The sequence below is a fragment of the Metabacillus herbersteinensis genome (genome assembly GCF_042433335.1).
Classification (GTDB): Bacteria; Bacillota; Bacilli; order Bacillales; family Bacillaceae; genus Metabacillus; species Metabacillus herbersteinensis.
On record NZ_JBHLVO010000006.1, the window covers coordinates 42,495 to 67,271 of the forward strand.

20 protein-coding genes and 1 riboswitch are annotated in these 24,777 nt (G+C 36.9%); of the genes, 14 read left to right on the forward strand and 6 right to left on the reverse strand.

Annotated features, from left to right (window positions below):
• The first annotated feature begins 208 nt into the window (after nucleotides 1-208).
• Nucleotides 209-670, forward strand: a complete 462-nt coding sequence (locus ACFFIX_RS09820) for a hypothetical protein (protein ID WP_378933209.1) — start codon at nucleotides 209-211, stop codon at nucleotides 668-670.
• 254 nt (nucleotides 671-924) lie between these two features.
• On the opposite strand, the gene ACFFIX_RS09825 is transcribed toward ACFFIX_RS09820, so the two are convergent.
• Complete coding sequence (locus ACFFIX_RS09825; RefSeq protein WP_378933213.1) at nucleotides 925-1,629, reverse strand: vanadium-dependent haloperoxidase; 705 nt, start codon at nucleotides 1,627-1,629, stop codon at nucleotides 925-927.
• Between the two features lie 447 nt (nucleotides 1,630-2,076).
• Between ACFFIX_RS09825 and ACFFIX_RS09830 the strand changes: the two genes are divergently transcribed.
• Together ACFFIX_RS09830 and ftsZ are read left to right on the forward strand one after the other, a co-directional pair.
• Nucleotides 2,077-2,274, forward strand: coding sequence for an IDEAL domain-containing protein (locus ACFFIX_RS09830; protein ID WP_378933216.1), 198 nt, complete (start codon nucleotides 2,077-2,079; stop codon nucleotides 2,272-2,274).
• Between the two features lie 859 nt (nucleotides 2,275-3,133).
• Nucleotides 3,134-4,267 carry a cell division protein FtsZ gene (gene ftsZ, locus ACFFIX_RS09835; protein ID WP_378933219.1) on the forward strand — a complete coding sequence of 378 codons (1,134 nt, stop codon included), beginning with the start codon at nucleotides 3,134-3,136 and terminating at the stop codon, nucleotides 4,265-4,267.
• Between the two features lie 305 nt (nucleotides 4,268-4,572).
• Here the strand turns inward: ftsZ and ACFFIX_RS09840 are convergent, their stop codons facing one another.
• The 3 genes from ACFFIX_RS09840 to thiC all read right to left on the reverse strand — a co-directional run bounded on the left by ACFFIX_RS09840 (nucleotide 4,573) and on the right by thiC (nucleotide 7,313).
• A complete protein-coding gene (locus ACFFIX_RS09840; protein ID WP_378933223.1) occupies nucleotides 4,573-4,776 on the reverse strand; it encodes a hypothetical protein in 204 nt (67 codons plus the stop codon).
• Between the two features lie 563 nt (nucleotides 4,777-5,339).
• Nucleotides 5,340-5,507, reverse strand: a complete 168-nt coding sequence (locus ACFFIX_RS09845; RefSeq protein WP_378933226.1) for a serine protease — start codon at nucleotides 5,505-5,507, stop codon at nucleotides 5,340-5,342.
• A 21-nt stretch (nucleotides 5,508-5,528) separates the two neighbouring features.
• Nucleotides 5,529-7,313, reverse strand: a complete 1,785-nt coding sequence (gene thiC / locus ACFFIX_RS09850) for a phosphomethylpyrimidine synthase ThiC (RefSeq protein WP_378933229.1) — start codon at nucleotides 7,311-7,313, stop codon at nucleotides 5,529-5,531.
• A gap of 131 nt (nucleotides 7,314-7,444) precedes the next feature.
• Nucleotides 7,445-7,559: riboswitch (TPP riboswitch) on the reverse strand.
• A gap of 390 nt (nucleotides 7,560-7,949) precedes the next feature.
• Here thiC and ACFFIX_RS09855 point away from each other — a divergent pair.
• The 4 genes from ACFFIX_RS09855 (at nucleotide 7,950) to ACFFIX_RS09870 (ending at nucleotide 12,679) form a co-directional block, all read left to right on the forward strand.
• Nucleotides 7,950-9,356 (forward strand): sigma-54 interaction domain-containing protein, encoded by a 1,407-nt coding sequence (locus tag ACFFIX_RS09855; protein ID WP_378933232.1) that lies wholly within the window; start codon nucleotides 7,950-7,952, stop codon nucleotides 9,354-9,356.
• Nucleotides 9,357-9,694: 338 nt separating this feature from the next.
• A complete protein-coding gene (locus ACFFIX_RS09860) occupies nucleotides 9,695-11,035 on the forward strand; it encodes an acyclic terpene utilization AtuA family protein (RefSeq protein WP_378933234.1) in 1,341 nt (446 codons plus the stop codon).
• Entirely contained in the window at nucleotides 11,007-11,339 is a 333-nt protein-coding gene (locus ACFFIX_RS09865) for an AtuA-related protein (RefSeq protein ID WP_378933237.1), read from the forward strand. Before ACFFIX_RS09860 ends, ACFFIX_RS09865 begins: the two co-directional genes overlap by 29 nt.
• A gap of 53 nt (nucleotides 11,340-11,392) precedes the next feature.
• Nucleotides 11,393-12,679 (forward strand): CitMHS family transporter, encoded by a 1,287-nt coding sequence (locus ACFFIX_RS09870; RefSeq protein ID WP_378933240.1) that lies wholly within the window; start codon nucleotides 11,393-11,395, stop codon nucleotides 12,677-12,679.
• A gap of 110 nt (nucleotides 12,680-12,789) precedes the next feature.
• Here the strand turns inward: ACFFIX_RS09870 and ACFFIX_RS09875 are convergent, their stop codons facing one another.
• Nucleotides 12,790-13,902 (reverse strand): chitobiase/beta-hexosaminidase C-terminal domain-containing protein, encoded by a 1,113-nt coding sequence (locus ACFFIX_RS09875; RefSeq protein WP_378933243.1) that lies wholly within the window; start codon nucleotides 13,900-13,902, stop codon nucleotides 12,790-12,792.
• A gap of 616 nt (nucleotides 13,903-14,518) precedes the next feature.
• Nucleotides 14,519-17,917 carry a phosphodiester glycosidase family protein gene (locus ACFFIX_RS09880; RefSeq protein ID WP_378933246.1) on the reverse strand — a complete coding sequence of 1,133 codons (3,399 nt, stop codon included), beginning with the start codon at nucleotides 17,915-17,917 and terminating at the stop codon, nucleotides 14,519-14,521.
• Between the two features lie 578 nt (nucleotides 17,918-18,495).
• Here ACFFIX_RS09880 and ACFFIX_RS09885 point away from each other — a divergent pair.
• The 7 genes from ACFFIX_RS09885 (at nucleotide 18,496) to ACFFIX_RS09915 (ending at nucleotide 24,755) form a co-directional block, all read left to right on the forward strand.
• Entirely contained in the window at nucleotides 18,496-19,212 is a 717-nt protein-coding gene (locus tag ACFFIX_RS09885) for a GntR family transcriptional regulator (protein WP_378933248.1), read from the forward strand.
• A 222-nt stretch (nucleotides 19,213-19,434) separates the two neighbouring features.
• A complete protein-coding gene (locus ACFFIX_RS09890) occupies nucleotides 19,435-20,520 on the forward strand; it encodes an ABC transporter substrate-binding protein (RefSeq protein ID WP_378933252.1) in 1,086 nt (361 codons plus the stop codon).
• Between the two features lie 15 nt (nucleotides 20,521-20,535).
• Nucleotides 20,536-21,612, forward strand: coding sequence for an ABC transporter ATP-binding protein (locus ACFFIX_RS09895; protein ID WP_378933254.1), 1,077 nt, complete (start codon nucleotides 20,536-20,538; stop codon nucleotides 21,610-21,612).
• An 8-nt stretch (nucleotides 21,613-21,620) separates the two neighbouring features.
• A complete protein-coding gene (locus tag ACFFIX_RS09900) occupies nucleotides 21,621-22,538 on the forward strand; it encodes an ABC transporter permease (protein WP_378933257.1) in 918 nt (305 codons plus the stop codon).
• Nucleotides 22,535-23,341 carry an ABC transporter permease gene (locus tag ACFFIX_RS09905; protein WP_378933260.1) on the forward strand — a complete coding sequence of 269 codons (807 nt, stop codon included), beginning with the start codon at nucleotides 22,535-22,537 and terminating at the stop codon, nucleotides 23,339-23,341. The genes ACFFIX_RS09900 and ACFFIX_RS09905 overlap by 4 nt, the downstream gene beginning before the upstream one ends.
• A 12-nt stretch (nucleotides 23,342-23,353) precedes the next feature.
• On the forward strand, nucleotides 23,354-23,677 hold the full coding sequence (locus ACFFIX_RS09910) for a (2Fe-2S)-binding protein (protein WP_378933263.1): 324 nt from the start codon (nucleotides 23,354-23,356) through the stop codon (nucleotides 23,675-23,677).
• A complete protein-coding gene (locus ACFFIX_RS09915; protein ID WP_378933265.1) occupies nucleotides 23,667-24,755 on the forward strand; it encodes an NAD(P)/FAD-dependent oxidoreductase in 1,089 nt (362 codons plus the stop codon). The genes ACFFIX_RS09910 and ACFFIX_RS09915 overlap by 11 nt, the downstream gene beginning before the upstream one ends.
• Nucleotides 24,756-24,777: the final 22 nt, after the last annotated feature.

The window sequence follows — 24,777 nt, forward strand, 5'->3', positions numbered from 1 at the left end:
TTTATGAACGTTCGTTGATGTCCATAGACTTTATCGAACTAGTAGTATTGAAGGAGGTAGGGATTTTTAAATGCTGAATATGAAAATTTTTAACTAACTTTCATTTCTGAAAAGGGTTTAGCGCCTAATAAAGAGAATTAACAAGTTAATGTTAATTTTTAGTCACACGTTTAGAATAGTATCATTTTAAAGAAAGAAGGTAAGTAATATGAATGGAAATTTTTTTGCTAACTATAAAGAGTTTATTATTTACCCTTTGGAAGAACAAAAAGTTAATAAAGAATTTGATCCTCAAGAATATGCCACACATTATATCCTTACGTTGTCACTATATGATTCTCTTTTATCAAACTGGGGAGAAGCAAATAAATATGAGGTAGAAGTAAAAGAAAGTATTGAAAAGGTATTAGAAGAATTCAATAATACTCAGAAAGAGATTTATAACCTTCAAGTACTTGAACTTGAAAGTGATAAATCGTATTTTGTTTTATCTCTATCTTGTAAAACTAAAATTGAAAATCAGGAAGCAAATGATCGTATCTCTCACATCGTAGATAAGATTATTTCAAACCCTTTTTATGTTGGTCAATCATGGTTCCGGCTTATCGGTGATAAAGGAAGAGTTATACGTAAACTCTTCTGCTTTTCATTCAGAGAATATACAGTATGAGATACGGACATGGTTAAAGATACTCATTTTATACTCTATTGAATTGGTATAATTTTATTATAATTTAGATAAGAATAAAAAGAGATCAGATGTTAAGACAACATCTGATCAGGCAAATACATGCCGCAAAGTGAGCGGCTAACCAAGTAATAAGTATACACAAAAGAGAAGTAACTACCCATTTACCTTGGAGAGGCTGGGGCGGTTACTTCTTTTTGTGTTGACCTAACATAACTGGTGGTGATAAACACTTTTTATAGACTTTGTGCCCTTATTAACTTTACAACCATCTCTCCAATTTGCCTGCCTAACCTTAAGCCTTCATCGTTATCTACTCTAAAATGTACACAAGCGTATAATCGGGATTGAGCACTTTCGTCCATTACTGTTTTTATTCCAGATGACTCCTGTGGAAAGAAATAACTTAATACTACCTCTGCACAACCCGCCACAGTAGCGTGAGCAGAAGGATAGGATGGAAAACGAGGAGTGAACAACACAGTAGATAGGTTTATGCCATATTGATTTGGACGTGCCACATCCCAAAGATATTTAAAAAACCACGTCATAACAAAGACGTCATTTATAGCAGCGTGGAAATATCCTAGCAATCTGGCAACATTCGGTGATCCTAGCTTATACTTTTCAGCTAAACTGAAAATCATAGTAGTAATTTTCGCGGTTAACTCACTTGTTCCCCAATATTGTGCTATGCGTATCTGTTGAGGAGTTAATGATTTTGATGCTTGCTCTACAATGAATAGCTCCTTTTCCCAATCAATAGCATTAGGATTTTTAATTCTCCAATTGATAGGTTGATGAAAGGGGTCTAAGAAATCATTGTTACTTCCCCTTGAAATAAAAAACATCGGCCAATACCCTGCTTCTGGAGAACCTTTAGGTGGGACTGTCTCTCCTTGGTAAGGATATTCTGTCCATTTTCTGTAGCTTGTTCGCATAAATCCCAACCCCTTATAGAATGTTCTCCTTGTTCCTTATGATTAAAAGGTATAAAAAATGACTATATATTTACATCATATCTAAAAGGACAAAATCTTTAGTGACACGCACGAAATAATAATGAACTCTTTTTGTAGGTTAACCCGATTCGAAACTTTGATTCTATTAGTCTTAACAAATGTAAACGGTTTTAGTTTAATGATAATGGGTTGGATGGCACGTGTGGCCGTCATAGTATTTGGCGTAGGTGGGGCCGATACAAGGAAAAGGTTAGTTATATTCTCCTTTTTTATGCTTTGACAAGATTTTAGCGGAATGAAGATAGTGATTAGTTTTTCCAATTTCAGACCAGAAACTGTAACTCCGATAAAAAAGCTAAAAGCTTAATCTTTGAATAGTCTCATATTTTTAGTGTGGTAGAAAAAAGACCAAGGAGTAGATTTCCTATGGAAAAGTTTTTGCTTAATGCACCACAACAAACTGAAATGAAAATCTTAAATTCTCTATATGCTAAAATGGTGTTAGACAAAGCCCTTCGTGATTTCCGAATAGAGCAAATTCTTAAGGAAATAGACAAGTCGTTACAGTATAGAAACAAGGAGAAATTCCTACGGCTAACGGAGGAATTAAATTTTATTTCTTAAAATGGTTATATCAATGATGAAGTAATTTTGAGAAAAATGGACAATACCAAATCAAAAGGGGAGAGGTTAACACTTCTTCCCTTTTGATTTGGTTTATGGAGCTACAGCTGAACAAGAAATTTTAGATAAGGATATATTTGTGATAGATGATTTTAAAAAAATAGTTCATTTCAATTTAAGGGCTTTTTGATTTTTATTTTATTCCATAAGCCTTGCTATCCTACCTCCCTCGTTTTCCTATTCATCCAAATTGTTTGGATTAGGTGATATCTCGCTGTTTTCTGATATGAATAACCATTTCCTTACCACACTATAACCTCCAGTATATAAATAGTGTTCTCTCCGTGCTAGTGTATATATAATGTGCCTTATTCTGTTTTATGCATGACTTATCTGTGTGATCGATAAACGTTTTTGTTTTTTGTTATTGTTAAGAAGTCTATTTTGAATGGAAACGGGTCGTCCGTTTGAGTAACCCTAAGATAACTAACGTAAACGAGTCTCTTCGACACAGAATTGATGCATCCTTGCAAAGAGGCATAATACTTTGCCGCCCAAAGGCTTAAATATCAGAAGCGTTATCAAAATAGTTTATAATAGAAGAAACAAGTAAAAAAAGATATATGGCGGTGGGCAGATGCTATTTCAATAATGCTAATAGAATTGAACTGCAATCAAAAAAGCAACTGTTTGATAATGTCCTCAATATAAACGGCGCAATAAGATAAAAAAGACTAAATAGGTGATCATCCAAGTCATTCAGCAACCGCCTAAGCCAAAACAAAGGAAAAAATTAAAACTGTAAGATGAAGAAGTTCTTCAGAAAATCCAAGGTAAAACGAAATTAGGAGGAACTATAATGTTACAGTTTGATAATAGTGTAGACCAATTTGCCACGATTAAAGTAATCGGTGTTGGCGGCGGGGGAAACAACGCCGTTAACCGTATGATTGAGGACGGAGTTCAGGGCGTAGAATTTATTGCTGTTAATACAGATGCACAAGCTCTTAATCTATCAAAAGCAGAAATCAAGATGCAAATCGGCACAACACTGACAAGAGGTTTAGGAGCAGGTGCAAATCCAGAAGTAGGTAGAAAAGCAGTGGAAGAAAGCAAAGAGCAAATCCAAAAAGCATTAAAAGGTGCAGATATGATATTTGTTACAGCCGGAATGGGTGGTGGTACAGGAACAGGAGCAGCGCCTGCAATTGCTCAAATCGCCCGTGATCTTGGTGCTCTAACTATTGGTGTTGTAACACGTCCGTTCAAGTTCGAAGGCGGTAAGCGTGCAACTCAAGCTGCAGGTGGAATTGCCTCAATGAAGGAAGCAGTGGACACATTAATTGTGATTCCAAACGATCGCTTATTGGAGATTGTAGATAAAACTACACCAATGATTGAGGCATTCCGTGAAGCGGATAATGTCCTACGCCAGGGTGTACAAGGTATTTCGGATTTAATTGCTGTACCAGGTTTAATCAACCTGGATTTTGCTGACGTGAAAACGATTATGTCCTATAAGGGATCTGCCTTAATGGGCATTGGTATAGCTTCAGGTGAAGGTCGCGCTTCTGAAGCTGCAAAGAAAGCCATTTCTAGTCCGCTACTTGAAACTTCCATCGATGGAGCTCAAGGTGTACTAATGAACATTACTAGTGGCACCAATTTAAGTCTATATGAAGTACAAGAGGCAGCAGATGTTGTTTCTTCTGCTACAGACGAGGAATTAAACATGATCTTCGGTTCTGTCATTAACGAAAACTTTAAAGGTGAAATTATGGTAACTGTCATCGCTACCGGCTTCGATGAAAAAGAGATTCCATCATTAAAACCTTCTTCCTGTAATTTTAGAGATAAACCACAGTCACAATCACCTAGACGCGAACCGATAAGGCGTGAAAAACCAGTTCGAGATTATGATCATCAACCGCAACAACCAGAAGAATCGTTAGATACTCCTACATTCTTGCGTAATCGAAATAAAAACTTTTAAAATACTTAAATGCTCCTTATTCAGGAAGTATTAGGCTGAAGAGAACATGGCGATATTTATGGTGAATTTAAAAATAATATTGAAACTGCTGAATTAAAAACCAGGACTATATAGCAACTGAACCATTGAATAGACGACTTTAAAATTCAGAAGATGAATTTTAAAGTCTTTTTTGGTACGGCTATTAAAGGCTTGTGTTCTTTATAATCAAATAACCTTGCACTCAAATAAGAATGAGTAGAGCATACAGTATAAAAACGAGCGAGTTTATCGACTTAAGAAGTAAATAATAAAAACGGCAGATATTAATCTACCGTTAGATAACCCAATGATGTTAAATACCACTTAACCAATTTTTCTGCTTCGTCCTCTGTAGTCACTCCAAAATTATTTTTCATTGTTCGAGTGATAGCAATTATTTGGTTACTTTCTATTTCAGCCTTTATAAATCGATCTAATACATACACTACGGTTTGTTGATTTCCTTTTTCCAATATCAAATTAGTCATTTTAACCCAAAAACCTCCAAGAAACTCCAAAGATAGATATTAGTATAAAACATATTTGATAAGAAATTTTGTCAAAGAATGTCGGTGTCGATAAGTATTTTTGATCATTATATTGAATATTATTGATTAGTTCGTTTCTTCCTTCTCTCTATAAAAATTTGCCAAGCACCACTAATTATCAAAATTGCAATGATAGCACCCCAAAATCACCATATATAGGATATTTCCATAAAAGTCTCCGTTCTTTAGAGATTTTTTTCTATTTACTGCTTCTAAGAAGGATTTGTTAAGTAGATTTATATAAGCTATTCATGTGATACTTTGGGATCTGTTCAACTGGTAGGATAGTGGAAGAAGCGAAGTAAAACAGACAAGTAAAAAGCTGGAGTTAAGTTTGAAAAAGAAGAAAAGGTCGTGTCTCACTTGTTCGATTTAAAAAAATCCAATTGTCATTGATATTCTTTGTTGAATCCTTGCTTTTATAAGGTTTTCAATATATTAAAGAAAAAGTACAGGTAAAGGGGGCAAAAGTCAGTTTAACTGACTTTTGCCCCCTTTTACAGTTAATAATAGAATACATTTACTTTATTACACATCTTACATTTTTCGTAATATTGATTTTCTTCAAAATGGTGATCACAATTTCGTTGAATCTCTTTTAAACGTTTCTCCAAACAAACAAGATTCGTTTTCATTTGGGTTATTTCCTCTTCAATTTTTTGGACATTCATCCGCATAACCTCCCAAGAATATTACTGATAGATGTTGCCCCCAGATTTCTTAAACTCTTCAGCCTTTTCCCTCATACCTTTTTCAATAGCTTCCTTTGTATCAAGATTATTTTCTTTCGCATAATTACGAATATCTTGAGAGATTCTCATGCTACAAAAACTCGGCCCACACATTGAACAGAAATGAGCTGTTTTTGCACCTTCCGCAGGTAAAGTTTCATCATGATATTCTATTGCACGTTCAGGATCTAAAGATAAATTAAACTGATCTCTCCAACGGAATTCAAAACGAGCTTTTGATAAGGCATCATCTCTCTTTTGTGCTCCTGGATGTCCTTTTGCCAAATCAGCAGCGTGTGCGGCAATTTTATAAGTAATAACTCCTTCACGTACATCATCTCTATTCGGTAGACCTAAATGCTCCTTTGGCGTTACATAACAAAGCATAGCGGTACCATACCATCCAATCATTGCAGCTCCGATAGCAGATGTAATGTGATCATAACCAGGAGCTATATCAGTTGTAAGAGGTCCAAGTGTGTAGAATGGTGCTTCCTGACAGACTTCTAGTTGTTTATCCATATTTTCTTTAATTAGGTGCATTGGTACGTGTCCTGGTCCTTCAACCATCACCTGTACATCATGCGCCCAAGCAATTTTTGTTAGCTCTCCAAGAGTCTCTAATTCTGCAAATTGTGCTTCATCATTCGCATCTGCAATAGACCCAGGACGTAAACCATCTCCTAAAGAGAATGCAACATCATAAGATTTCATTATTTCACAAATTTCTTCAAAGTGAGTGTATAAAAAGCTTTCTTTATGGTGGTGTAGGCACCATTGAGCCATAATAGATCCACCGCGAGATACAATGCCTGTTAAACGTTTTGCTGTTAACGGAACATATCGCAAAAGAACACCTGCATGGATCGTGAAGTAATCAACACCTTGCTCCGCTTGTTCAATCAAGGTATCACGGTAAACCTCCCATGTAAGATCTTCAGCAACACCATTTACTTTTTCAAGTGCTTGATAAATTGGCACGGTTCCTACAGGAACAGATGAGTTTCGAATAATCCATTCTCTTGTTGTATGTATGTTTTTTCCTGTTGATAGATCCATAATATTATCAGCACCCCAGCGTGTCGCCCATGTCATCTTTTCAACTTCGTCTTCGATGGAAGATGAAACAGCCGAGTTGCCAATATTCGCATTAATTTTAACATGAAAATTACGTCCTATTATCATAGGTTCTGACTCTGGATGATTAATATTAGATGGAATGATTGCTCGACCTTTTGCAACTTCATCACGGACAAATTCAGGCTTCATATTTTCCCTTAATGCGATAAATTCCATCTCAGGAGTAATAATCCCCTTCTTTGCATAATGAAGCTGTGTGACATTTCCCCCTTTTTTTGCACGCAATGGTTTGCGCTTTAAACCAGGAAACACACTATGATTGGCACGAGGATCATTTTCATCTTTATACCCATTATCTTGAGGCTTAATTTCTCGACCTTCATATTCCTCAACATCTGCACGTTCATGAATCCATGTGCTTCGAATCGCAGGAAGACCTTTTGTAATATCAACTGAATAATTTTGATCCGTATAAGGACCACTTGTATCATACACACGTAATGGAAGGTTTTCCTCTTCTCCAAATGTACCAGTTGTCGGGCTTAACTCAATTTCACGCATTGGTACTTTAATGTCAGGTCTTGAACCTGTTACATATACTTTTTTACTACCTGGAAAACTAGACATGATGGAAATGTTTTGTTCGTTTAATGAAGTCGTTGACATAATAAATCTCTCCTTTTTTTTGAATATAAAGGACGAGATACAGAACATACCAAAAGCTTGTAGAAGTACACAAAAAAGCCGGGCCCATAAATGGGTGGACCCGGCTAGTATATGCAGAAGTAGTGTTGCATTGATGATTATTCTAACTTCCCCACGCTGGTATGAGCCAGATCAGGTCCCAAGAGTCAAGAAACTTCAACGTGCTTCTCTCTCAGCCCAACTTATTGGACTCCCCTAGTTATTTCTATTCAATTTAAATTTTATTATATATGAGTTTCGGATAAAATGGAATACAGAATTTTACTAGAATGATGTTTCATCTTCAGAGATTATGTTAAGTTATTTTAGAAAGAGTAAGGTAATATACCGGATTCCTTGGGTTTTAAGATGGAATATTTAATAGTACTGATAATGAAAGAGTGAATATATTCTTCAAGGGAAGTGGCTTCATCTTCCTTTCAAAAAAGCCGACTCTCCTGAAATGCTCTTTTTAGTTTAAGCAGGATTACTATATTAACTTAGAGAATTTTAAAAAAGAATAACAATTTCCAATAAGATACTTGCAGATAGTCCGAGTTTGCAAAAAGTATTTTCAATAACACTACCAAAAAGGGAGATAAAATGACTTATCATACAATGGATTTTATGGAAGGACAAACGACCGATCAGCAATTAGATTGGTTAGTTGCTACTTTACAAGCAATTCACGATGGAGTTTTGGTGATTGATAAAAATGAAGTTGTTCGAATGATAAACCCAGAATATACGAAAATAACTGGAGTTGCACCGGAGAATATTGTAGGAAAGCGACTTCGAGATGTAAGGCCCAAAGCTTTGTTAGTCGAAACGTTAAAGGATCGAAAAGAAAGAGTCGGTATTTATAGGAAAGAAGGAGTCACCGAATATGTTGTTGATATGGCCCCAATTATTTTGAATGGAGAAACAGTCGGTGCTGTTTCAATTTGTAAGGGCTTAACAGAGGTACATAAATTATCACAAGAGCTTGAAAAAAATCAAAAGAAATTAAATCAGTTAAAAAATAAAATTGGTTCTCTTTATCAAGCTAAATATACCTTTGACCAGATTATTGGATCAGATAAAGGGTTAAAGGAAGTTATTCATATTGGGAGAAGAGCTGCTGATTCAGATTTATCTGTACTTATCATTGGAGAAAGTGGGACAGGAAAGGAACTATTTGCACAATCCATCCATAATGAAAGTCCACGTGCTAATAAACCCTTTATCCCAGTAAACTGTGCGGCCATTCCATCTTCCATAATTGAAAGTGAGCTTTTCGGTTATGATGAAGGGTCTTTTACTACGGCAAAAAAGGGTGGGAAAGTTGGATTATTTGAAATTGCAAATAGTGGAACGATTTTCCTAGATGAAATTGGTGAGCTATCATATGAACTACAGGCAAAATTACTTAGAGTTTTACAAGAGCAAACGATTCGACGAGTAGGAGAAACTAGAGAAAAACACATTGATGTACGAGTTATTGCTGCAACAAATAGGAATCTTCAGCAGATGATTGAAAAAAGACTATTTCGAGAAGATTTATTTTATCGTTTGAATGTATTAAATATCCAAATCCCAGCGCTTCATAAGAGAAAAGAAGACATTCCAGATATTATTCATTATATTCTTGGCATCTCGAATCGAAACTTATCAAAAGCAGATGGAGCAAGCTACTACACAATAAGTGAAGAAGCATTGTATCTATTACAAAATCATGAATGGACAGGAAATGTCCGTGAATTAAAAAATACAATAGAGTATGCTGTTTGCATGACTGATGGAAGAGAAATCCTACCCAAACATTTACCTAATGCAATTGTGAATAAAAAAGGAAATAGCAATCAACTCAATAATCATAGAAATCGTGCCTTGAGAGAAATAACAGCAGAAGTTGAACGTAAGTGTATCCTTGAGAGCTTGGACAATTATGGCTATGAAGTAGAAGGGAAGAAAAAAGTCGCAAAAGAACTAGGGGTATCTTTAGCAACGTTATATAATAAAATGAAAAAGTTGAAAATTGAGTAATCTTAGTGTTCTAACTATCTAGAAACACCTTCTAATTTATTAGAATTCATATTCATCTAGTCTCAAAAGCAAGAAAAGATTAATTTTGAAAAATAGTAAGGTACCTTAATAAATATAATTCTAAAAAGTTAGAAAGTCTAAACCACAAAACGCCAGGAACAGGCGTTTTTTTATTGGCATAAAAATTGCTTATATAGGAAGGTGGAATGGTACTGGTTGAAACACAGAATGGAGTAACCTTGGAAGAAGTGGAGGAAAAAACAGAAGCTACGTTATTAATTAGTGAATCTCTAAGAATATTATGACAGTGACAAATCTTGCAAAGATGAGGTGGAACTATGCTGAAAATAGGAAGTGGTGCTGGCTTCTCAGGTGATCGGCTTGAACCTGCAATAGATTTAGCCAGGAATGTAGATTTGAATTATCTCATATTAGAATGTTTAGCAGAGAGAACCATTGCTATTGCACAGAAAGAAAAGAAAAACGACCCAAACAAAGGGTATGATCCTCTATTGGGTGAGCGAATGTACTCATTACTTCCAATTCTAGATGAGAAAAGGTTTAGAATAATTTCCAATATGGGCGCGGCAAATCCAGTTGGAGCTGCAAATAAAATCATAGACATAGCTAATGAACTGAATATATCTTGTACGGTTGCAGTAGTTATAGGTGACGATGTTTTACAAGTACTTAATGATGAAGATAATATTCTTGAAAACTCAAATAAAGTAAAAGATTATAAAACAATTATTTCTGCAAATGCTTACCTTGGCGTAGAAGCACTACTGCCAGCATTAAAAACAGAAGCAGACATCATTATAACTGGTAGAGTTGCAGATCCATCGCTGTTTCTTGCACCTATTATACATTACTACGGATGGTCTATTGATGATTATGAAAAGATTGGGCAAGGGACAGTAATTGGTCATTTGCTGGAATGTGCTGGACAGATAACAGGAGGATATTATGCGGATGTAGGAAAAAAAGAGGTTCCTAATCTAGAAGATTTAGGTTTTCCTTACGCAATAGTAGATAAAAATGGAAGCGCAATCATAAATAAAACAGCTAATTCTGGTGGAATACTAAATCTTCAAACAGTGAAAGAACAATTACTTTATGAGGTTCACGATCCGAGTCAATATTTAACACCTGATGTGACAGCAGATTTCTCAAACGTTGTATTAACAGAGATTGCCCCTAACCAAGTAAAGGTTACTGGAGGAACAGGCTATAAAAAGCCTAGCCACTATAAGGTATCAATTGGTTACAATGCCGGGTACTTAAGTGAAGGAGAAATATCCTATGCTGGTTCTTCTGCAGTTGAAAGAGGTAGATTAGCAGAGAATATATTAAAAAGACGGTTATCAAGCAAAATAGCAGATTTACGGATTGACCTTATTGGACTATCATCGATTCATCGAACAAGTTTTGGTGATAGCTATCCTTATGAAATAAGGCTCCGAGCTGCAGCATTATGCAAGAACGAAGAAGATGCAAGAAGGATAGGGAATGAAGTCGAGGCATTATACACAAATGGACCGTACGGAGGCGGTGGAGCTAGAAAGCGAGTTTCTGAATGTATTGGAGTAGTATCTACCTTCCTCCCTAGAGAACTAGTTGATAAGCAAGTGAAAGTGGAGGTGTATCGAGATGAAAAGCAGCAAAATAAAATTATATGAGATCGCTCACAGTCGAGCTGGTGATAAGGGAAATACATCTAATTTATCGCTTATTCCCTACAATGAAAACGATTATGAATGGCTAAAAAAAGAGGTTACAGCTGACAAATTAAAGGAGCACCTAAAAGACATTATTAAGGGTGAGGTTGTGAGGTATGAGGTTCCTTCAATAAAAGCTTTTAATTTTGTTTGTAAAAATAGTTTACTAGGTGGTGTGACAACCTCACTTGCCTTAGATACGCATGGAAAAAGCTTAAGTAGCGCATTACTTGAGATGGAAATTAACTTAGCAAACCTGGTGTAAGTGGTAAATATGTAAGCGTTTTAATTATAGACTTATAATATAGGAGGGATTTTATGTTAGCGGCTTTAGGCTTTTTAACGATTACTATCTTTCTTTTCTTAATTTTAACTAAAAGGGTTTCTGTCATTGTTGCCTTGATTATAGTTCCGTTAGTTTTTGCAATAATTGGAGGATTTGGATCTGAAATAGGTCCTTTAATGCTTGAAGGTATTCAAAGTGTTGCCCCAACAGGAATAATGTTAGGGTTTGCCATCTTATTTTTTGGTGTAATGAACAATGCTGGTTTGTTTGATCCCATTATCTCGAAAGTATTAAAAATGGTGAAAGGTGACCCATTAAAAATTGTTATTGGGACAGCTATTATTGCTATGCTTACACATCTTGATGGATCTGGGGCATCCACATTTTTAATTACAATACCAGCACTCTTACCCTTATATGAAAAACTAGGAATAAGTCGACTGGTACTTGCTGGAGTAGTTGCATTAGGTGCTGGAGTAATGAATATTATGCCTTGGGGTGGTCCGGCAGCGAGAGCGGGAAGCGCCCTAGGATTAGATCCGATGGACATTTTTTCACCGCTTCTTCCAGCAATGTTTGCGGGGATTGTCTGGGTACTGTTTGTTGCATATATCCTTGGGAAAAGAGAAAGAAAACGTTTAGGGATTACAGATATGGAATATAATCACCAACAGGAATTAGAAGAAGAAGAAAGAAATATGAGAAGACCTAAGCTGTTTTGGGTAAATTTACTGGTAACAATTATTACACTTGTTGCTTTAATAAAGGTATGGTTACCACTACCAACCGTCTTTATGGTTGCATTTGTCATTGCTTTACTAATTAATTATCCAAAGCCTGATGATCAACAGGAACAAGTAAAAAGTCAGGCTGTAGGGATGGTAACCGTTATTTCGATTATTTTTGCAGCGGGTGTTTTCACTGGTATTCTGAATGGAACAGGCATGATTGAAGCAATGGCATTAGCGATGGTTAATATTATTCCTGAGGGTACTGGTAGTTTTATGGCACTTTTAGTTGCAGTTATTAGTATGCCTATCAGTCTACTATTTACACCAGATGCATATTACTTTGGTGTATTGCCAGTATTAAGCCAATCTGCTGTAATGTACGGGGTTGCACCAATAGAAATGGCAAGAGCGTCTATTCTGGGACAAATGACAACAGGGTTTCCGTTAAGTCCATTAACTGCATCAACATTTCTTCTAATTGGATTGGCCAGAGTGGAATTAGGAGATCATCAAAGGTTTATATTTAAGTGGGCATTTGGAACAACAATCGTAATGACAATTGTTGCACTTGTTACAGGTGTTATTTAAGACTATTACTTATACGTATAACATTGACAACACCCCTCTTGTTATCAAGAGGGGTATTGTTGTGCTGGTGAAACCCCAGACATTGGTACAACATTTTTTCTTTTAATAGATCATCGATTAACTTGCTGAAACATCCACTCAATCATATCTTTATTTTCATATGCGGGAACCCACGAAGCATGATTATATCCCATTTCTATAGGATATTCAGTATAAATTGGATTTCCTCCTGCTGCTTTAATAGCAGTTATTGCATTTCGAGAAAAGTCAACTGAAATTACAGCATCATCTTCACCATGAAAAGCCCAAAGAGGCTTATCTTTTAGTACATGCACCGTACTAGGGTCACCGCCACCTGCGATTGGGATCATCGCAGCGAAAAGATCAGGATAAGCAATATTTAAATTAAATGTACCAAATCCACCCTGTGATAACCCAGTGGAATAAAGGCGCTTTTTATCAATGTTGTATTGTTTAACGACATTGTTTAAAATCTCGTGTGCAGTACCAAGGTCTTTAGAAAATTCAAATACATTACTTAGATCAATAACATTATTCGAATTTCTTGTAACACCAAATCCACCATCATGGACATTTCGTGCTTGAGGTGCTAAAACAAATGCAGGGTGTTCGGCCTGGTTTTCGGGAGTTGCCCAAATAACGGCACCGTCATTGGCTAGTAACTGTTTTTGATTATCAAGTCCACGTTCACCTCCGCCATGTAAAAATAATACAAGTGGATATGATACGTTTGGATCATAATCTTTTGGAACATAAAGACGATACGGCATGGAATTATATGTGAAACTTAAAAACTGGTCAGCAATTTCCTGTCTTGTCACAAAATCATAAGTAAATGTAACCACTTTACTATGTGTTTTATCATTACTTACCTCCAGTGCGTTACTATTTACGTTTCCACGTACTGCCATGGCCTTAATTGTTATATCTTCTTTAATTGTGATCGTGCCAGAATATAAATTACTTTCTTTCGATGGGGTACTACCATCTGTTGTATAATAAATTTTAGTTCCTGGTGTACTAGTGTGTAACGTTAGTTCTTGGTCTTTATAATATTGCCCTGTTGGGTGGGACGATGTAGGCGGAGAAACGTTTCCAGCCTTTTTGTCATTACCTGCAAAAGCTGAAAGATGAAACATAGATACTAATAATACTGTAATGAAAAAACTACTCCTTAAGAATTTACTTCTACCTTTTATCACAATATCTCCTCCAATATGAGTAATTAACCGCTTTCATAAATTCATTTGGAAATGTATAACATGAAAACCAAACACTTTTTATACCTTCCTTCTATATATTTAGTGCAACAATTGTGCCAATGAGAGTAATGCTTACTTTAGTTAGGTTTATCTATTGGGTATTCTAACTAATTAGAAATGAATAATTTATAAATCCTTATTTCTTCTTTCGGGCACATGTTTCGCCGTGCATTTCTAATATATTAGAAGATAATTATGGGTATTCTAACTAATTAGAACTATAGACTTGCTAGATTCCAGAAAACAATCGTATTCATTAAATCTCACAAACATAATCTTCCATAATTCCTCGATTTATCGCTCAAAGGTGACAAAAAGCAATAAATATATACAAGAACACTAGTGATATTATAAAGAATGAATTAAGTATTAAATGAAGAACGGGGCCAAGTATTCTCGCCTATCCCCCTGAGGTTAAGAATGAATTTATATGGGTTCGTTTACACGATTGACTTTTACTCCGACCCTTACTGCAAAAAAATCGATTAAACTTTTCAATAGATATAAATGGAAAAACGCTTGGAAAAACTCCAAGCGTCATGTTTTGTAACAACCACTATTTAATAACGATTTCTTTTTCAGCGATTGTCCCGTTTGCTTCAATTTTCAATGTTATGTTACTAGTATGAAGAGCTTTCAGTTCACCTGTTAATGGATTGAAAAGGGCATCGTATTGTCCTGATGCTTCAGCTTGTTCGAGCTTGCGATCTGTGCCAACAAAGACATTATCGCTTCCTTTCCATGTTACCGTTGCAGGGTAACGGAGGGGAATGGTGAGATCTCCTACTTGGTGACCTAAAGCCTTGATTTTCACGGTTTCGCTGGCATTAATTGTACTTGGTGTTTCCATTGTAATGGATTCCAACATTGGTCGAACTTCAGCCTGAATCCAACTTACATTAGATGCTTGGCTATGTTCTGCAGCTTTTTCAGGTCCAAATGCTTTGTCTGGTCCCGATGTTGGATCAACACCAAACAAGGTCCATGAGTAAAATCCACCTTCATCCGCTGGCCCATAAGGGATTTTTCCAGCTGGCCCCACTACCATGTATGGTACTCCTTCAACACGTTCTACATTAACGGTGTGCGCATGTCCACCAATATACAATGCACCTTTTCCACCGGAAGTTTTACGGAAGTGAGTAAGCCATTGCTCAAGTAATCCTGATTCTTTTCGGTCGCTAAGTTGGCTGTTTTTTGTCGGAAGTGGGTCGCGTGTCGGATGGTGAGCCATGACGACAACATTTTTAACCAAGGGATCAGCAGCAGCTTCATCAAGAGATTTTTTCAAGTCTATTAATTGTTCAAAATCACTTGTTCGATAGCTCCCTGTAGAAGAATCAAGCAAAATAAATCTTGTTCCATTATGGTCAAAAATGTAACGATTATTTTCATAAACATTGATGAAATTTTCTAATGTACCTGGCCCCATTCTTTCATGGTTGCCGGGAATATAATAGATTGGTAGCTTATCGCCTACTTCTTCCTCTAAAATTTGCTCGGCTAAATCAAAGTCTTCCTTCCAGGCAGTATCTACGAAATCTCCATTGATAACAAGGAAATCTGGGTTCGCTTTTACAATTTCACGTAGAGATTCTCGAGCCATTTGTACTTGCTGGCTATTAGGTGATTTTGCAACAAACTGGCTATCTGCAAGAACAGCAAAGGTCCATTGTTTATTCCCGAGTTCTCCGTTTTGAATAATGAGAGGGTCAGGTGATTGAGATTGTTCAGGAACATCGATTGTTGGTGGTACTTTTACAATAAGATCATCAAAAATCATTTTTCCGGTATATTGCTTGTTTCTGTCCGTTTCTACAGGGTAAATCCGCCACAGCTTAAGAGGGTAACGGACACCATTAGGAACAGATGCTTCAACGTATTTCCAGCCAGTCCAATTGACTGCGCTTGCTAATGTTAGCGTATAACTAGTGTTTGCCGCATCTCTGACGACTGTTCGCAGCCAAGCGCCGTTGCCATCCCCATATACCCATAATCCAATTTTTTGCACTTCTCCTGGAAGCTCAAGCATAGGGTTTACTTGCAAATAAGCTGCTCGAGTAGCAGTCGTTGTTGAAAAATCATAACTGAGTTCCAATCCTTTTCCGGTTTTTCCTTCTACTGTATCCATTGCTGCGTTTACAGCTGCAGGATATTTTGTATAAGACCAATCTGATATCTTTTCAAAATCAGACATTTTTTTAGTTGCAAGACCAATTGTAACAGGAAGATATGTTTTATGACCTTGTACTGAAGCGGTAATAAGTGTAGATCCTCCTTCTTCTCTTGGAACGACGGTAAAACCACCATCTTTGTTTTCTGTAATGGCTACAACGGATGCATCATACTCCAAATTGACATCTTGTGGTTCAACCGGTGCCGTATAACCGTTTTGATCATAACCAATCAAAGAAAAGTCTCTTTGTACCCCCATTTCAAGACCTAAACGTGAAGGAGTTGCTTCAATACGTTCTAACTCTCCGATGACTGTTATATTCATTGTCCCTTTAGCAGACTTCGATTTTGCCTCTACAAGAGACGAACCCGATTTTTTCGCACGAAAAACACTGTCTTTTTCGAACGAACCAACATCTGAAGGAAGTGCACGCCAAGTTATGTTCCCAGCATCAACTGGTGCGTAATTTTCATCATATCCATGACTCTTAAAGGTTCTAGACAACCCTGGAAATACACGATTACCGTTTTTTATTTCTGAAACTGTTTCAACCTTAAATCCTTTAAGTTCTCCACTTCCAGGTTTAGCAAACAGCCCAATTCCATTAGGAACCGATCGTTCAAACCCGTCAGATGGTTGATTGACGACTTCAGCATTTTCGTTACCAGGTTTACGTGCAACCATTGTTGTTGAACCGCCGCCATCCAAATTCAACACATTGTATGCACCGTATTCCTTCATTAATTCTGCTAATTCTTTATATGTCATCCCACGGCTATCTGTTTGACGTCCGTCAACACTTGCTAGGAACATTTTTTTGCCATCTTCTGAAAATCCGACCGCTGTTCTTGGAGCTGTAACAGTATCGTCCAAATTTAAAGGGACTTGTCCATTTTCAAGTAGCTTGATATTGCCTCCAATGGCAAATGACATGAGTGTGTTTCCATCAACTTTTGGTGAATAATCTACAGATACTTCATCACCGATAGATAAGGCCTTTAAAGCTTCTGCCCCTTCTTCTCGGCCGACCAATACAAGGGTATTTTCCCCAATAGGACCACTTCCTGGCTGATTGGAAACGTTAAGAACCTTTCCGTCCTGAACGGCTACTTCATATATAGAGGTGGAACTTGATGGTCTTTGCTTCGAACCCCATGCCGAAGTGTATAAGCCAATTCCATTAGTTGGAATTCCATATTGATTGAAGGCTGCAAGCGGGAACTTGCCATTTGGAAGAGAAATGGATCCATCTAATAAAAGATTCGCGATCCGTCCAATTCCGTTACTGTCAATACCAGCGGTTAATGTATGTGACCCTTCAGGACCTTTTAACAACTGACTGTTTTGAATGACTGAACCAAGTGGTGCCTTCGTATTGTTAATATCAAAAAAATCACCGTTAACTCCTGCTATTGCTCCTGCTGTCTTGGCCATTTCGGATAATGGCTTCGCTGATGAAATGGCACCAGGATAAAGTAGGCCTAAGGAAACGTATTCATTTGCCAACTCCACTGACATCATTTCACCATTTAACCAGCCACGAGCATCAAACCTCTCAAAACTAGTAAGCTCAATGCCAGGACCAATAGGCATTGTTTTTTGGTCTGAAACTAGCGTTTTCCCGGCTGGGCCTACAAATGTTACCGGTTCGGTTCTATCTGAGGATGTTGACCGTGCTTGAGCAACAGAAGTTGACTCAGATGCTGCATGTAATGAAGGAACCATTGGAACTGTTACCAATGAAGCAAGTAAAACATTCATCCACAACTTTCGTATCATTCCCATTCTCCTCTCTTTTTTCCTTCTTTGACTAAAATGAAAGATAAATAGAATTGCAATCGCTTGGCACTTTAAATTCTTTACATCTCTCAATTTTAACTATAGCAAATATGTATGAATCTACTTTTAAGTATTGGTTAATTATGTATAGGTATAAAGGGTGATAAAAATTTACATTTATAGAAGGATTGATTGCTTAACAACACCCGGATTTTGTCGAATTGGTAGAGTGATGTTTAATAGATTAGATAAATTGATAAAAGAATAAGTGAAGGAGCTTATTAGGATTATGGTCACCCCACTTTTTAGTGATTAAGCATTTCGATTATAGTAGGGAAAAAATTTAAATAACCATTCTAGTTATTGCACTTTCAGAATCGAATTATATAGAAATCAAAGATAGGAGGCGGTCAATAGTTAAAATACTTTCGCCACTATTTGCTAAACTACTGGTGGTTACTCAAGGCATGAAATAATAAAATAAAATAATTTAAATATTCAAAATCTATTGACAATATACTACGTGTGAGTTTAAATAAATTATAAAGTTATAACTTTATATTGAGGAGATTTTAGAGATGCAGATAGATAAAAAACTACTTATTCCTCTTTACAAGCAAGTGGAGCAGGTTTTAGAAGAGAAAATAACATCAGGCCAGTGGGCAGTTGGCAGTCAATTGCCAACGGAACAAGAGTTATCTAACCTGTTTGATGTTAGTACCATTACAGTAAAACGAGCCATTATCGAACTAGTGAATAAAGGGTATCTTTTTAGACAAAGAGGAAAGGGGACTTTTGTCTTGGGATCAGTAAAAGAACAAGATATCAATGCTTTTTTTTCTTTAACAACTGAGACAGACGAACATCCGCACGAATTGATCAGCTTTTCTATCGAAGATGCCAGCCGCGAGTTAGCAAAAAAAATGAATGTTCAAAATAAAACGCAAGTGATTAAGATGAAGCGCATAAAAATTGTCGACAGTGAACCAATGGCGCTTGAATATACATATCTTTTATATGCGAAATGTCCTGATCTCTCACCGGACGATATTAATAATGATCTTGTTTACAATATACTTAAAAATAAGTTTAATATTGCACTGGGAAGAGCCAAGCTTTTTATAAATCCGTACATTGTGCGAAATGAAAAAGCAAAACTGCTTCAAGTTGAGCCTGGAACCCCTGTTTTTGAATGGGAAAGATTTACCTACACAAAACAGGAAGAAATTATTGAGTACTCAAAATTTTATGTTCGTCAAGATAAAGAAATCTATTATACAGAGGTTCACTTTTAAAAAGAGGTTTACTTTTAAACAGAAGTATTCTTTTTATAAAAGATATAATGTTATAATATTATACTTTTTTATTAAGTTTTATCTGAAAATTGGTAACATTAAATTAATATAGATATCTGAGTTTAAAGAAGAAAAGGAGGAATACAAAAGTCCGACAATACTTCATCAAGATCAGCTCTTTATGTGCAGGGAATGCAAGTAAATTGACGAGGGGGAAGATTGATGAAAAGAAAAATGTATTTTACTGTAATAATTTGTTTATTTTTTGCCATAGCTTCTGGATGCAGTAGTCAAGCGGGTAATTCCTCAGAAGAAGGCTCAAAAGGGAAAGATGAACAAACATTGGTTTTGGCTGCCTACGGAGGCAGTTATGAACAAAAGATGAAAGAGGTTCTTATTCCAGAATTTGAAAAGGAACATGGCGTTAAGGTTAAGTATATTACAGGAAGTTCTGTTGATACTTTGTCAAAGTTACAGGCTCAAAAGGACAAACCACAAATTGATGTGGCATTTTTAGATGATGGTCCTCAGGCACAGGCAAAAGCCTTTGGATTACTTGCCCCATTAGATGAGGAAGTTGTTACTAATCTAGCAAATGTATACGACATTGCGAAGGACAAAGATAATGTTGGGGTCGGTTTTGGAATCATTTCAACTGGACTTGCATATAACAAAGAACTTTTTGAAAAAAATGGCTGGGAGCCTTTAACATCTTGGAATGATTTGTCTGATCCTAAATTTAAAGGCAAACTTGTCTTGCCATCGATAGCGAATACTTACGGGATTCATATGCTTCTCATGACGGCTATTGCTAACGGAGGAAGTGAAGAAAATATTGAGCCAGGCTTTGAAAAATTAAAAGAAATCGCCAAAAATGCCGTCACGTTTGATAAAACGGCAGACGTTTCTAACTATTTCTTGCAAGGTCAGACAGTGGCAAGTGCATGGGGAAGCAGCCGTGTATATACTCTACAAGATACAGGATTTCCAATTGAGTATGTGATACCCAAAGAGGGAGTTCCTGCGTTAATGCCAACAATTAGTGTGATCAAAGATGCACCAAATGCAGAACTTGCTCAAGAATTTGTCAATTTTATTTTAGGTGAAGAAGCACAGGAGTTATTTGCAAATGCACTGTTTGACGGTCCGGTTAATAAAAACGTGAAATTAGAGGGAGATATTACAAATAAGGTTGTTTATGGCGAAGACCAAATTGCGAAACTTATAAAAGTGAATTGGGAAGTTGTTAATCAAAAAAGAGCTGAGTGGACAGAACGCGCTAACAAAGAAATTGAAGTAGCCCACTAACGAAGAGGTGATAGGATGAGTTATTTAACCCTTGAAAATGTGATAAAGACATTTAATAAAACAGAAGTGGTAAAAAAGTTAAGTCTTGAGATTGAGCAAGGGGAGCTTATGTCATTTCTTGGACCATCTGGCTGCGGAAAGACAACGACCTTAAATATGATTGCGGGATTTTTGGAAGTGGATGGTGGGAAAATTGAGGTGGACGGGAAACCCGTTCACCTGCTTCCTCCAAATAAAAGAGAAATGGGCATGGTTTTTCAAAACTATGCTTTATTTCCACATATGACCGTTTTCGATAATGTAGCGTATGGGTTGAAACTTCGTAAAGTCGCTAAAAGTGAACTGAATAAGCGTGTGTTAGAAGCATTGGAAATGGTCCGATTATCAGGATATGAAAAACGATATCCGAAAGAGCTTTCTGGCGGGCAGCAGCAGCGTGTTTCCTTGGCGAGAGCTTTAGTAATCAAGCCGAAAGTACTTCTCCTTGATGAACCATTAAGTAATCTCGATGCAAAACTTCGCCAGGAAATGCGTGAAGAAATTGTGGATATTCAAAAGAAGGTTGGAATTACCACCATATTTGTTACACATGACCAAGAGGAAGCACTTGCGATATCGGATCGGATTGCGGTTATGTATGAAGGGAGAATTGAACAGGTTGACGCTCCTGCTGCCATCTACAATCACCCGAAAACAGATTTTGTTTCCCAATTTATTGGAGAAGTAAATCAAATTGAGGGAAAAGTGCTTGAAACATATGAAAATAATAAATGCAAACTGCACTTCTTTGGTCATGAACAGATTGTTTCAGTCAATTCAACGAAGGATTCAGATGTTGACTTTTTTATCAGACCTGAAAAAATACAAATTTCTTTAGCTGAATCCTCTGATAGGAATGCTGGCTTTCAAACGAAAGTCGAAAGAAAGATGTTCCTGGGGGCTAAGACGAGATATATTTTAAAAGCACAAGATAAGCAGCTAGTTGCTGATATATCAAATACAGTGTTAAATCCTAATCAAATACAGGAGGGAAATAACGTATTTGCTAACTGGAATCCAGAAGATTTACTACCTTCTAGGAAGGTGAGGTGACAGAGCGAATGCAGACTGGAATGGGAACGGAACATGATTTAATACTCAAACAGAAGAAAAAGAACCTAAACAGGAAACGTCTTGATACGTGGCTGTTATTGCTACCTACTCTGGGAATCTTCATCTTTTTCTTCTTGCTCCCTTTGTTTTTTCTTTTTATCACGAGTTTTAAGACGTTTGATGCTAGTAGTGGAATTGGAAGTGATTGGACACTTCAAAATTATATCAAATTCATTACAGATCCTTTTTACTTAGGGGTCGTCTGGAGAACGGTAAAAATAGCTTTGTTAACCACATTAATTACGATCATTATTTCTTACCCAGTGGCTTTTCAAATTTCAAGAGCCAAGGGGAGAGTGAAAAATTATTTAATATTGCTAGTGTTATCACCTCTTTTGATTAGTATGGTCATCCGCTGCTATGGATGGGTTATTTTACTATCAAATAATGGTGTAGTGAATAGTACTTTGATGAACCTTGGGTGGATTGACCAACCTTTAACCTTATTGTATACGGAGTTGAGTGTGATTATCGGAATGGTACACGTGCTGTTTCCATATATGGTGCTAAGTATTATGGGTTCACTTGAAAGAATTGATCCTTCCGTTATCAGGGCTTCACAAAATCTTGGCGCTAGTTCATTAAGAACATTCTTTTCGGTTTTACTGCCTTTAACATTACCTGGAATATTTGCAGGATCCGTTATGGTATTTAGTTTAAGTGTAAGTTCGTTTGTTACTCCTGCTATTCTTGGTGGTCCACAGGTGAAGGTTATGTCCTATTTAACATATGAGCAGGTAGCCGTTATGATGAACTGGCCATATGGAGCAGCAATTGGCTTTCTATTAATCATTATTGCGACGATTACGATCATCGCTTATAGCAAAATACTTGCTAGTTCGGAAAAAGGAGTGGCGATTCAATGAGGAAAAAGAGGCTGCCCAAATTCCTATTTAATTTCGTTTGTTTCCTAGTATATGGTTTTTTGCTTGCACCTATTGTCGTCGTATTAATGTCTTCGTTAACAACCACTGAATATATTGTTTTTCCGCCGAAAGGATTGACACTCAGATGGTATTTTGAACTAGTTGAACATCCCGAATTTATGCAATCTTTTGTGTTAAGTGTCATTGTAGCAGTCGGTACTTCAATTATCGCAACGGCAATCGGGACACTGGCTTCCATCGCTGTTGTTAGGCATCACTTTAAAGGGAAAACAGCCATTGTCCAATTAATTGGCTCACCCCTATTGATTCCATCCGTAGTGTTTGGAGTGGCACTTCTCCAGTTCTATTCTTGGATCGGATTATCAGCAAGTCCTTTTGCTTTAATACTTGGACATATTATTTTAACAGTACCTTTTGTCATGCGCTTAGTAGTTGCTAGTTTGGTAGGTTTTGACCGCTCAATCGAACAAGCTGCCATGAATTTAGGGGCTAGCAATTTTAAAGTGTTTTTTCAAATTACTCTTCCTGTTATTAAATCTGGGGTGATTGCAGGTGCTATCTTTGCATTTATTACTTCATTTGATGATTTAACAGTAGCGTTATTTATTGTAAGTACCGATGTGGTTTCACTGCCGGTTCGAATCTATACGTACATGCAATACCAATATGATCCAATTATAACGTCGGTATCAAGTATTATGATTTTATTAACCCTTGTACTAATGGTTGTAATCGAAAGGGTATTGGGTGTAGGAAAAGTGTTTGCATCGAAAAATCAATAAGAAGGTGTTTTTATGCATATCGAAAATCATCCCGTGTTAGGGAAGCAGCTTCAAGAACCCGTCACGATCTATTTTAATAAGAAGCCATATAAGGCATATAAACAGCAAACGGTTGCAGCAGCATTAATCGCTAATGGCGAAAAAAAATTCGGTTTAAGCAGAAAGTTAATTCAGTCACGAGGTCTTTTTTGTTCGCGAGGGAGATGTTGCAGCTGCTATATGACTGTGGATGGAGAGGACCGTGTACGCACTTGTATGAAAAGGGTTGAAGAAGGGATGGAGATTTATCCATGCTTAGAAGATCCAGAGGTAAGGAGAGATGGCGATGGAGACTGATGTTCTCATCATTGGAGCTGGACCAGCAGGGCTTGCAGCTGCATTCGAAACGGCATCAAAGGGATTGGATGTAACGATTGTTGACGAATCGATTTCAATGGGCGGTCAGTTATGCCAGCAAACGCAATTTATTCGATCATTACCCTCAGCATACAAACAAATGCGTGGCTTCGAACTAGCAAGAAAGTTAACGGAACAATTAAATGAATTTCCAATCCATTATTTGCTTGAACATCGAGTGATTGGCCTATATAAGGATGGAAGTGTTGGTATTACAGATGAGGAAAATGTTTTTCCATTAAAGGCGAAAAAAATAATCGTCGCCACTGGAGCAGCTGAAAGTGCAGTTCCTTTTCCGAAATGGACGCTACCAGGTATTATGACGATTGGTGCAGCCCAAACATTAGTCAATCGGGATTTTGTTATTCCTGGAAAAGTTGCAGTAATCTATGGATCTAGTAATTTTGCCGTTGAAGTTGCACTTCAGCTCTTAGACGTAGGAATAAATATTAAAGGGATAATTGAAAATCAATCCCATGTCCAAGCAAAAGATATCGAAAAAGTGGAACAAGTGAAAAGAAGCGGTGTTCCCTTTTATCTGAATTCTACTATTAAGGAAGCGAGAGGGAATGGTCAAGTTGATGAAATTGACATACAGCATCAGGATCAGGTCATTACTGAAATGGTCGACCTCGTTTGTATAGATGGAGGAAGAACACCTATTCTCGATTCGTTTTACCAGTTGGGATGTTCCTTCGGTTATCAAGTAGGACTTGGAGGATGGCTCCCGCAATATAATAAACGTTTCCAAACAGATCGAGATGATGTCTTTATAGCTGGTAATGCAGCAGGGATCAGCTCACAAGGAGTTTTACTAGTAACGGGTATGATCGCTGGAATTAGTGTAAATGAAGCATTGAATTCTATAAGCAAGGAAGATGCTGAACAGATTAGGTATTCCCTTTGGAAAGAGTTAGAGATTTTAGAAACAAAACTAGATACGGCTGCATGGCAAGGCAGAATCAATCATATAGAAAACTTTGCAAATCCCAAGCTTAGAGATCAATTTATCTCTTAGACCAACAGATTAAGAGACTAGA

What these genes read in the sequence shown, in the direction of transcription:
- ACFFIX_RS09890 (WP_378933252.1), top strand. Translation starts at nt 19,435, where the DNA reads ATGAAAAGAAAAATGTATTTTACTGTAATAATTTGTTTATTTTTTGCC.
- ACFFIX_RS09825 (WP_378933213.1), bottom strand. Translation starts at nt 1,629, where the DNA reads ATGCGAACAAGCTACAGAAAATGGACAGAATATCCTTACCAAGGAGAG.
- thiC (WP_378933229.1), bottom strand. Translation starts at nt 7,313, where the DNA reads ATGTCAACGACTTCATTAAACGAACAAAACATTTCCATCATGTCTAGT.
- ACFFIX_RS09895 (WP_378933254.1), top strand. Translation starts at nt 20,536, where the DNA reads ATGAGTTATTTAACCCTTGAAAATGTGATAAAGACATTTAATAAAACA.
- ACFFIX_RS09885 (WP_378933248.1), top strand. Translation starts at nt 18,496, where the DNA reads ATGCAGATAGATAAAAAACTACTTATTCCTCTTTACAAGCAAGTGGAG.
- ACFFIX_RS09860 (WP_378933234.1), top strand. Translation starts at nt 9,695, where the DNA reads ATGCTGAAAATAGGAAGTGGTGCTGGCTTCTCAGGTGATCGGCTTGAA.
- ACFFIX_RS09870 (WP_378933240.1), top strand. Translation starts at nt 11,393, where the DNA reads ATGTTAGCGGCTTTAGGCTTTTTAACGATTACTATCTTTCTTTTCTTA.
- ACFFIX_RS09865 (WP_378933237.1), top strand. Translation starts at nt 11,007, where the DNA reads ATGAAAAGCAGCAAAATAAAATTATATGAGATCGCTCACAGTCGAGCT.
- ACFFIX_RS09915 (WP_378933265.1), top strand. Translation starts at nt 23,667, where the DNA reads ATGGAGACTGATGTTCTCATCATTGGAGCTGGACCAGCAGGGCTTGCA.
- ACFFIX_RS09880 (WP_378933246.1), bottom strand. Translation starts at nt 17,917, where the DNA reads ATGATACGAAAGTTGTGGATGAATGTTTTACTTGCTTCATTGGTAACA.
- ACFFIX_RS09820 (WP_378933209.1), top strand. Translation starts at nt 209, where the DNA reads ATGAATGGAAATTTTTTTGCTAACTATAAAGAGTTTATTATTTACCCT.
- ACFFIX_RS09905 (WP_378933260.1), top strand. Translation starts at nt 22,535, where the DNA reads ATGAGGAAAAAGAGGCTGCCCAAATTCCTATTTAATTTCGTTTGTTTC.
- ftsZ (WP_378933219.1), top strand. Translation starts at nt 3,134, where the DNA reads ATGTTACAGTTTGATAATAGTGTAGACCAATTTGCCACGATTAAAGTA.
- ACFFIX_RS09855 (WP_378933232.1), top strand. Translation starts at nt 7,950, where the DNA reads ATGGATTTTATGGAAGGACAAACGACCGATCAGCAATTAGATTGGTTA.
- ACFFIX_RS09840 (WP_378933223.1), bottom strand. Translation starts at nt 4,776, where the DNA reads ATGACTAATTTGATATTGGAAAAAGGAAATCAACAAACCGTAGTGTAT.
- ACFFIX_RS09910 (WP_378933263.1), top strand. Translation starts at nt 23,354, where the DNA reads ATGCATATCGAAAATCATCCCGTGTTAGGGAAGCAGCTTCAAGAACCC.
- ACFFIX_RS09845 (WP_378933226.1), bottom strand. Translation starts at nt 5,507, where the DNA reads ATGAATGTCCAAAAAATTGAAGAGGAAATAACCCAAATGAAAACGAAT.
- ACFFIX_RS09900 (WP_378933257.1), top strand. Translation starts at nt 21,621, where the DNA reads ATGCAGACTGGAATGGGAACGGAACATGATTTAATACTCAAACAGAAG.
- ACFFIX_RS09830 (WP_378933216.1), top strand. Translation starts at nt 2,077, where the DNA reads ATGGAAAAGTTTTTGCTTAATGCACCACAACAAACTGAAATGAAAATC.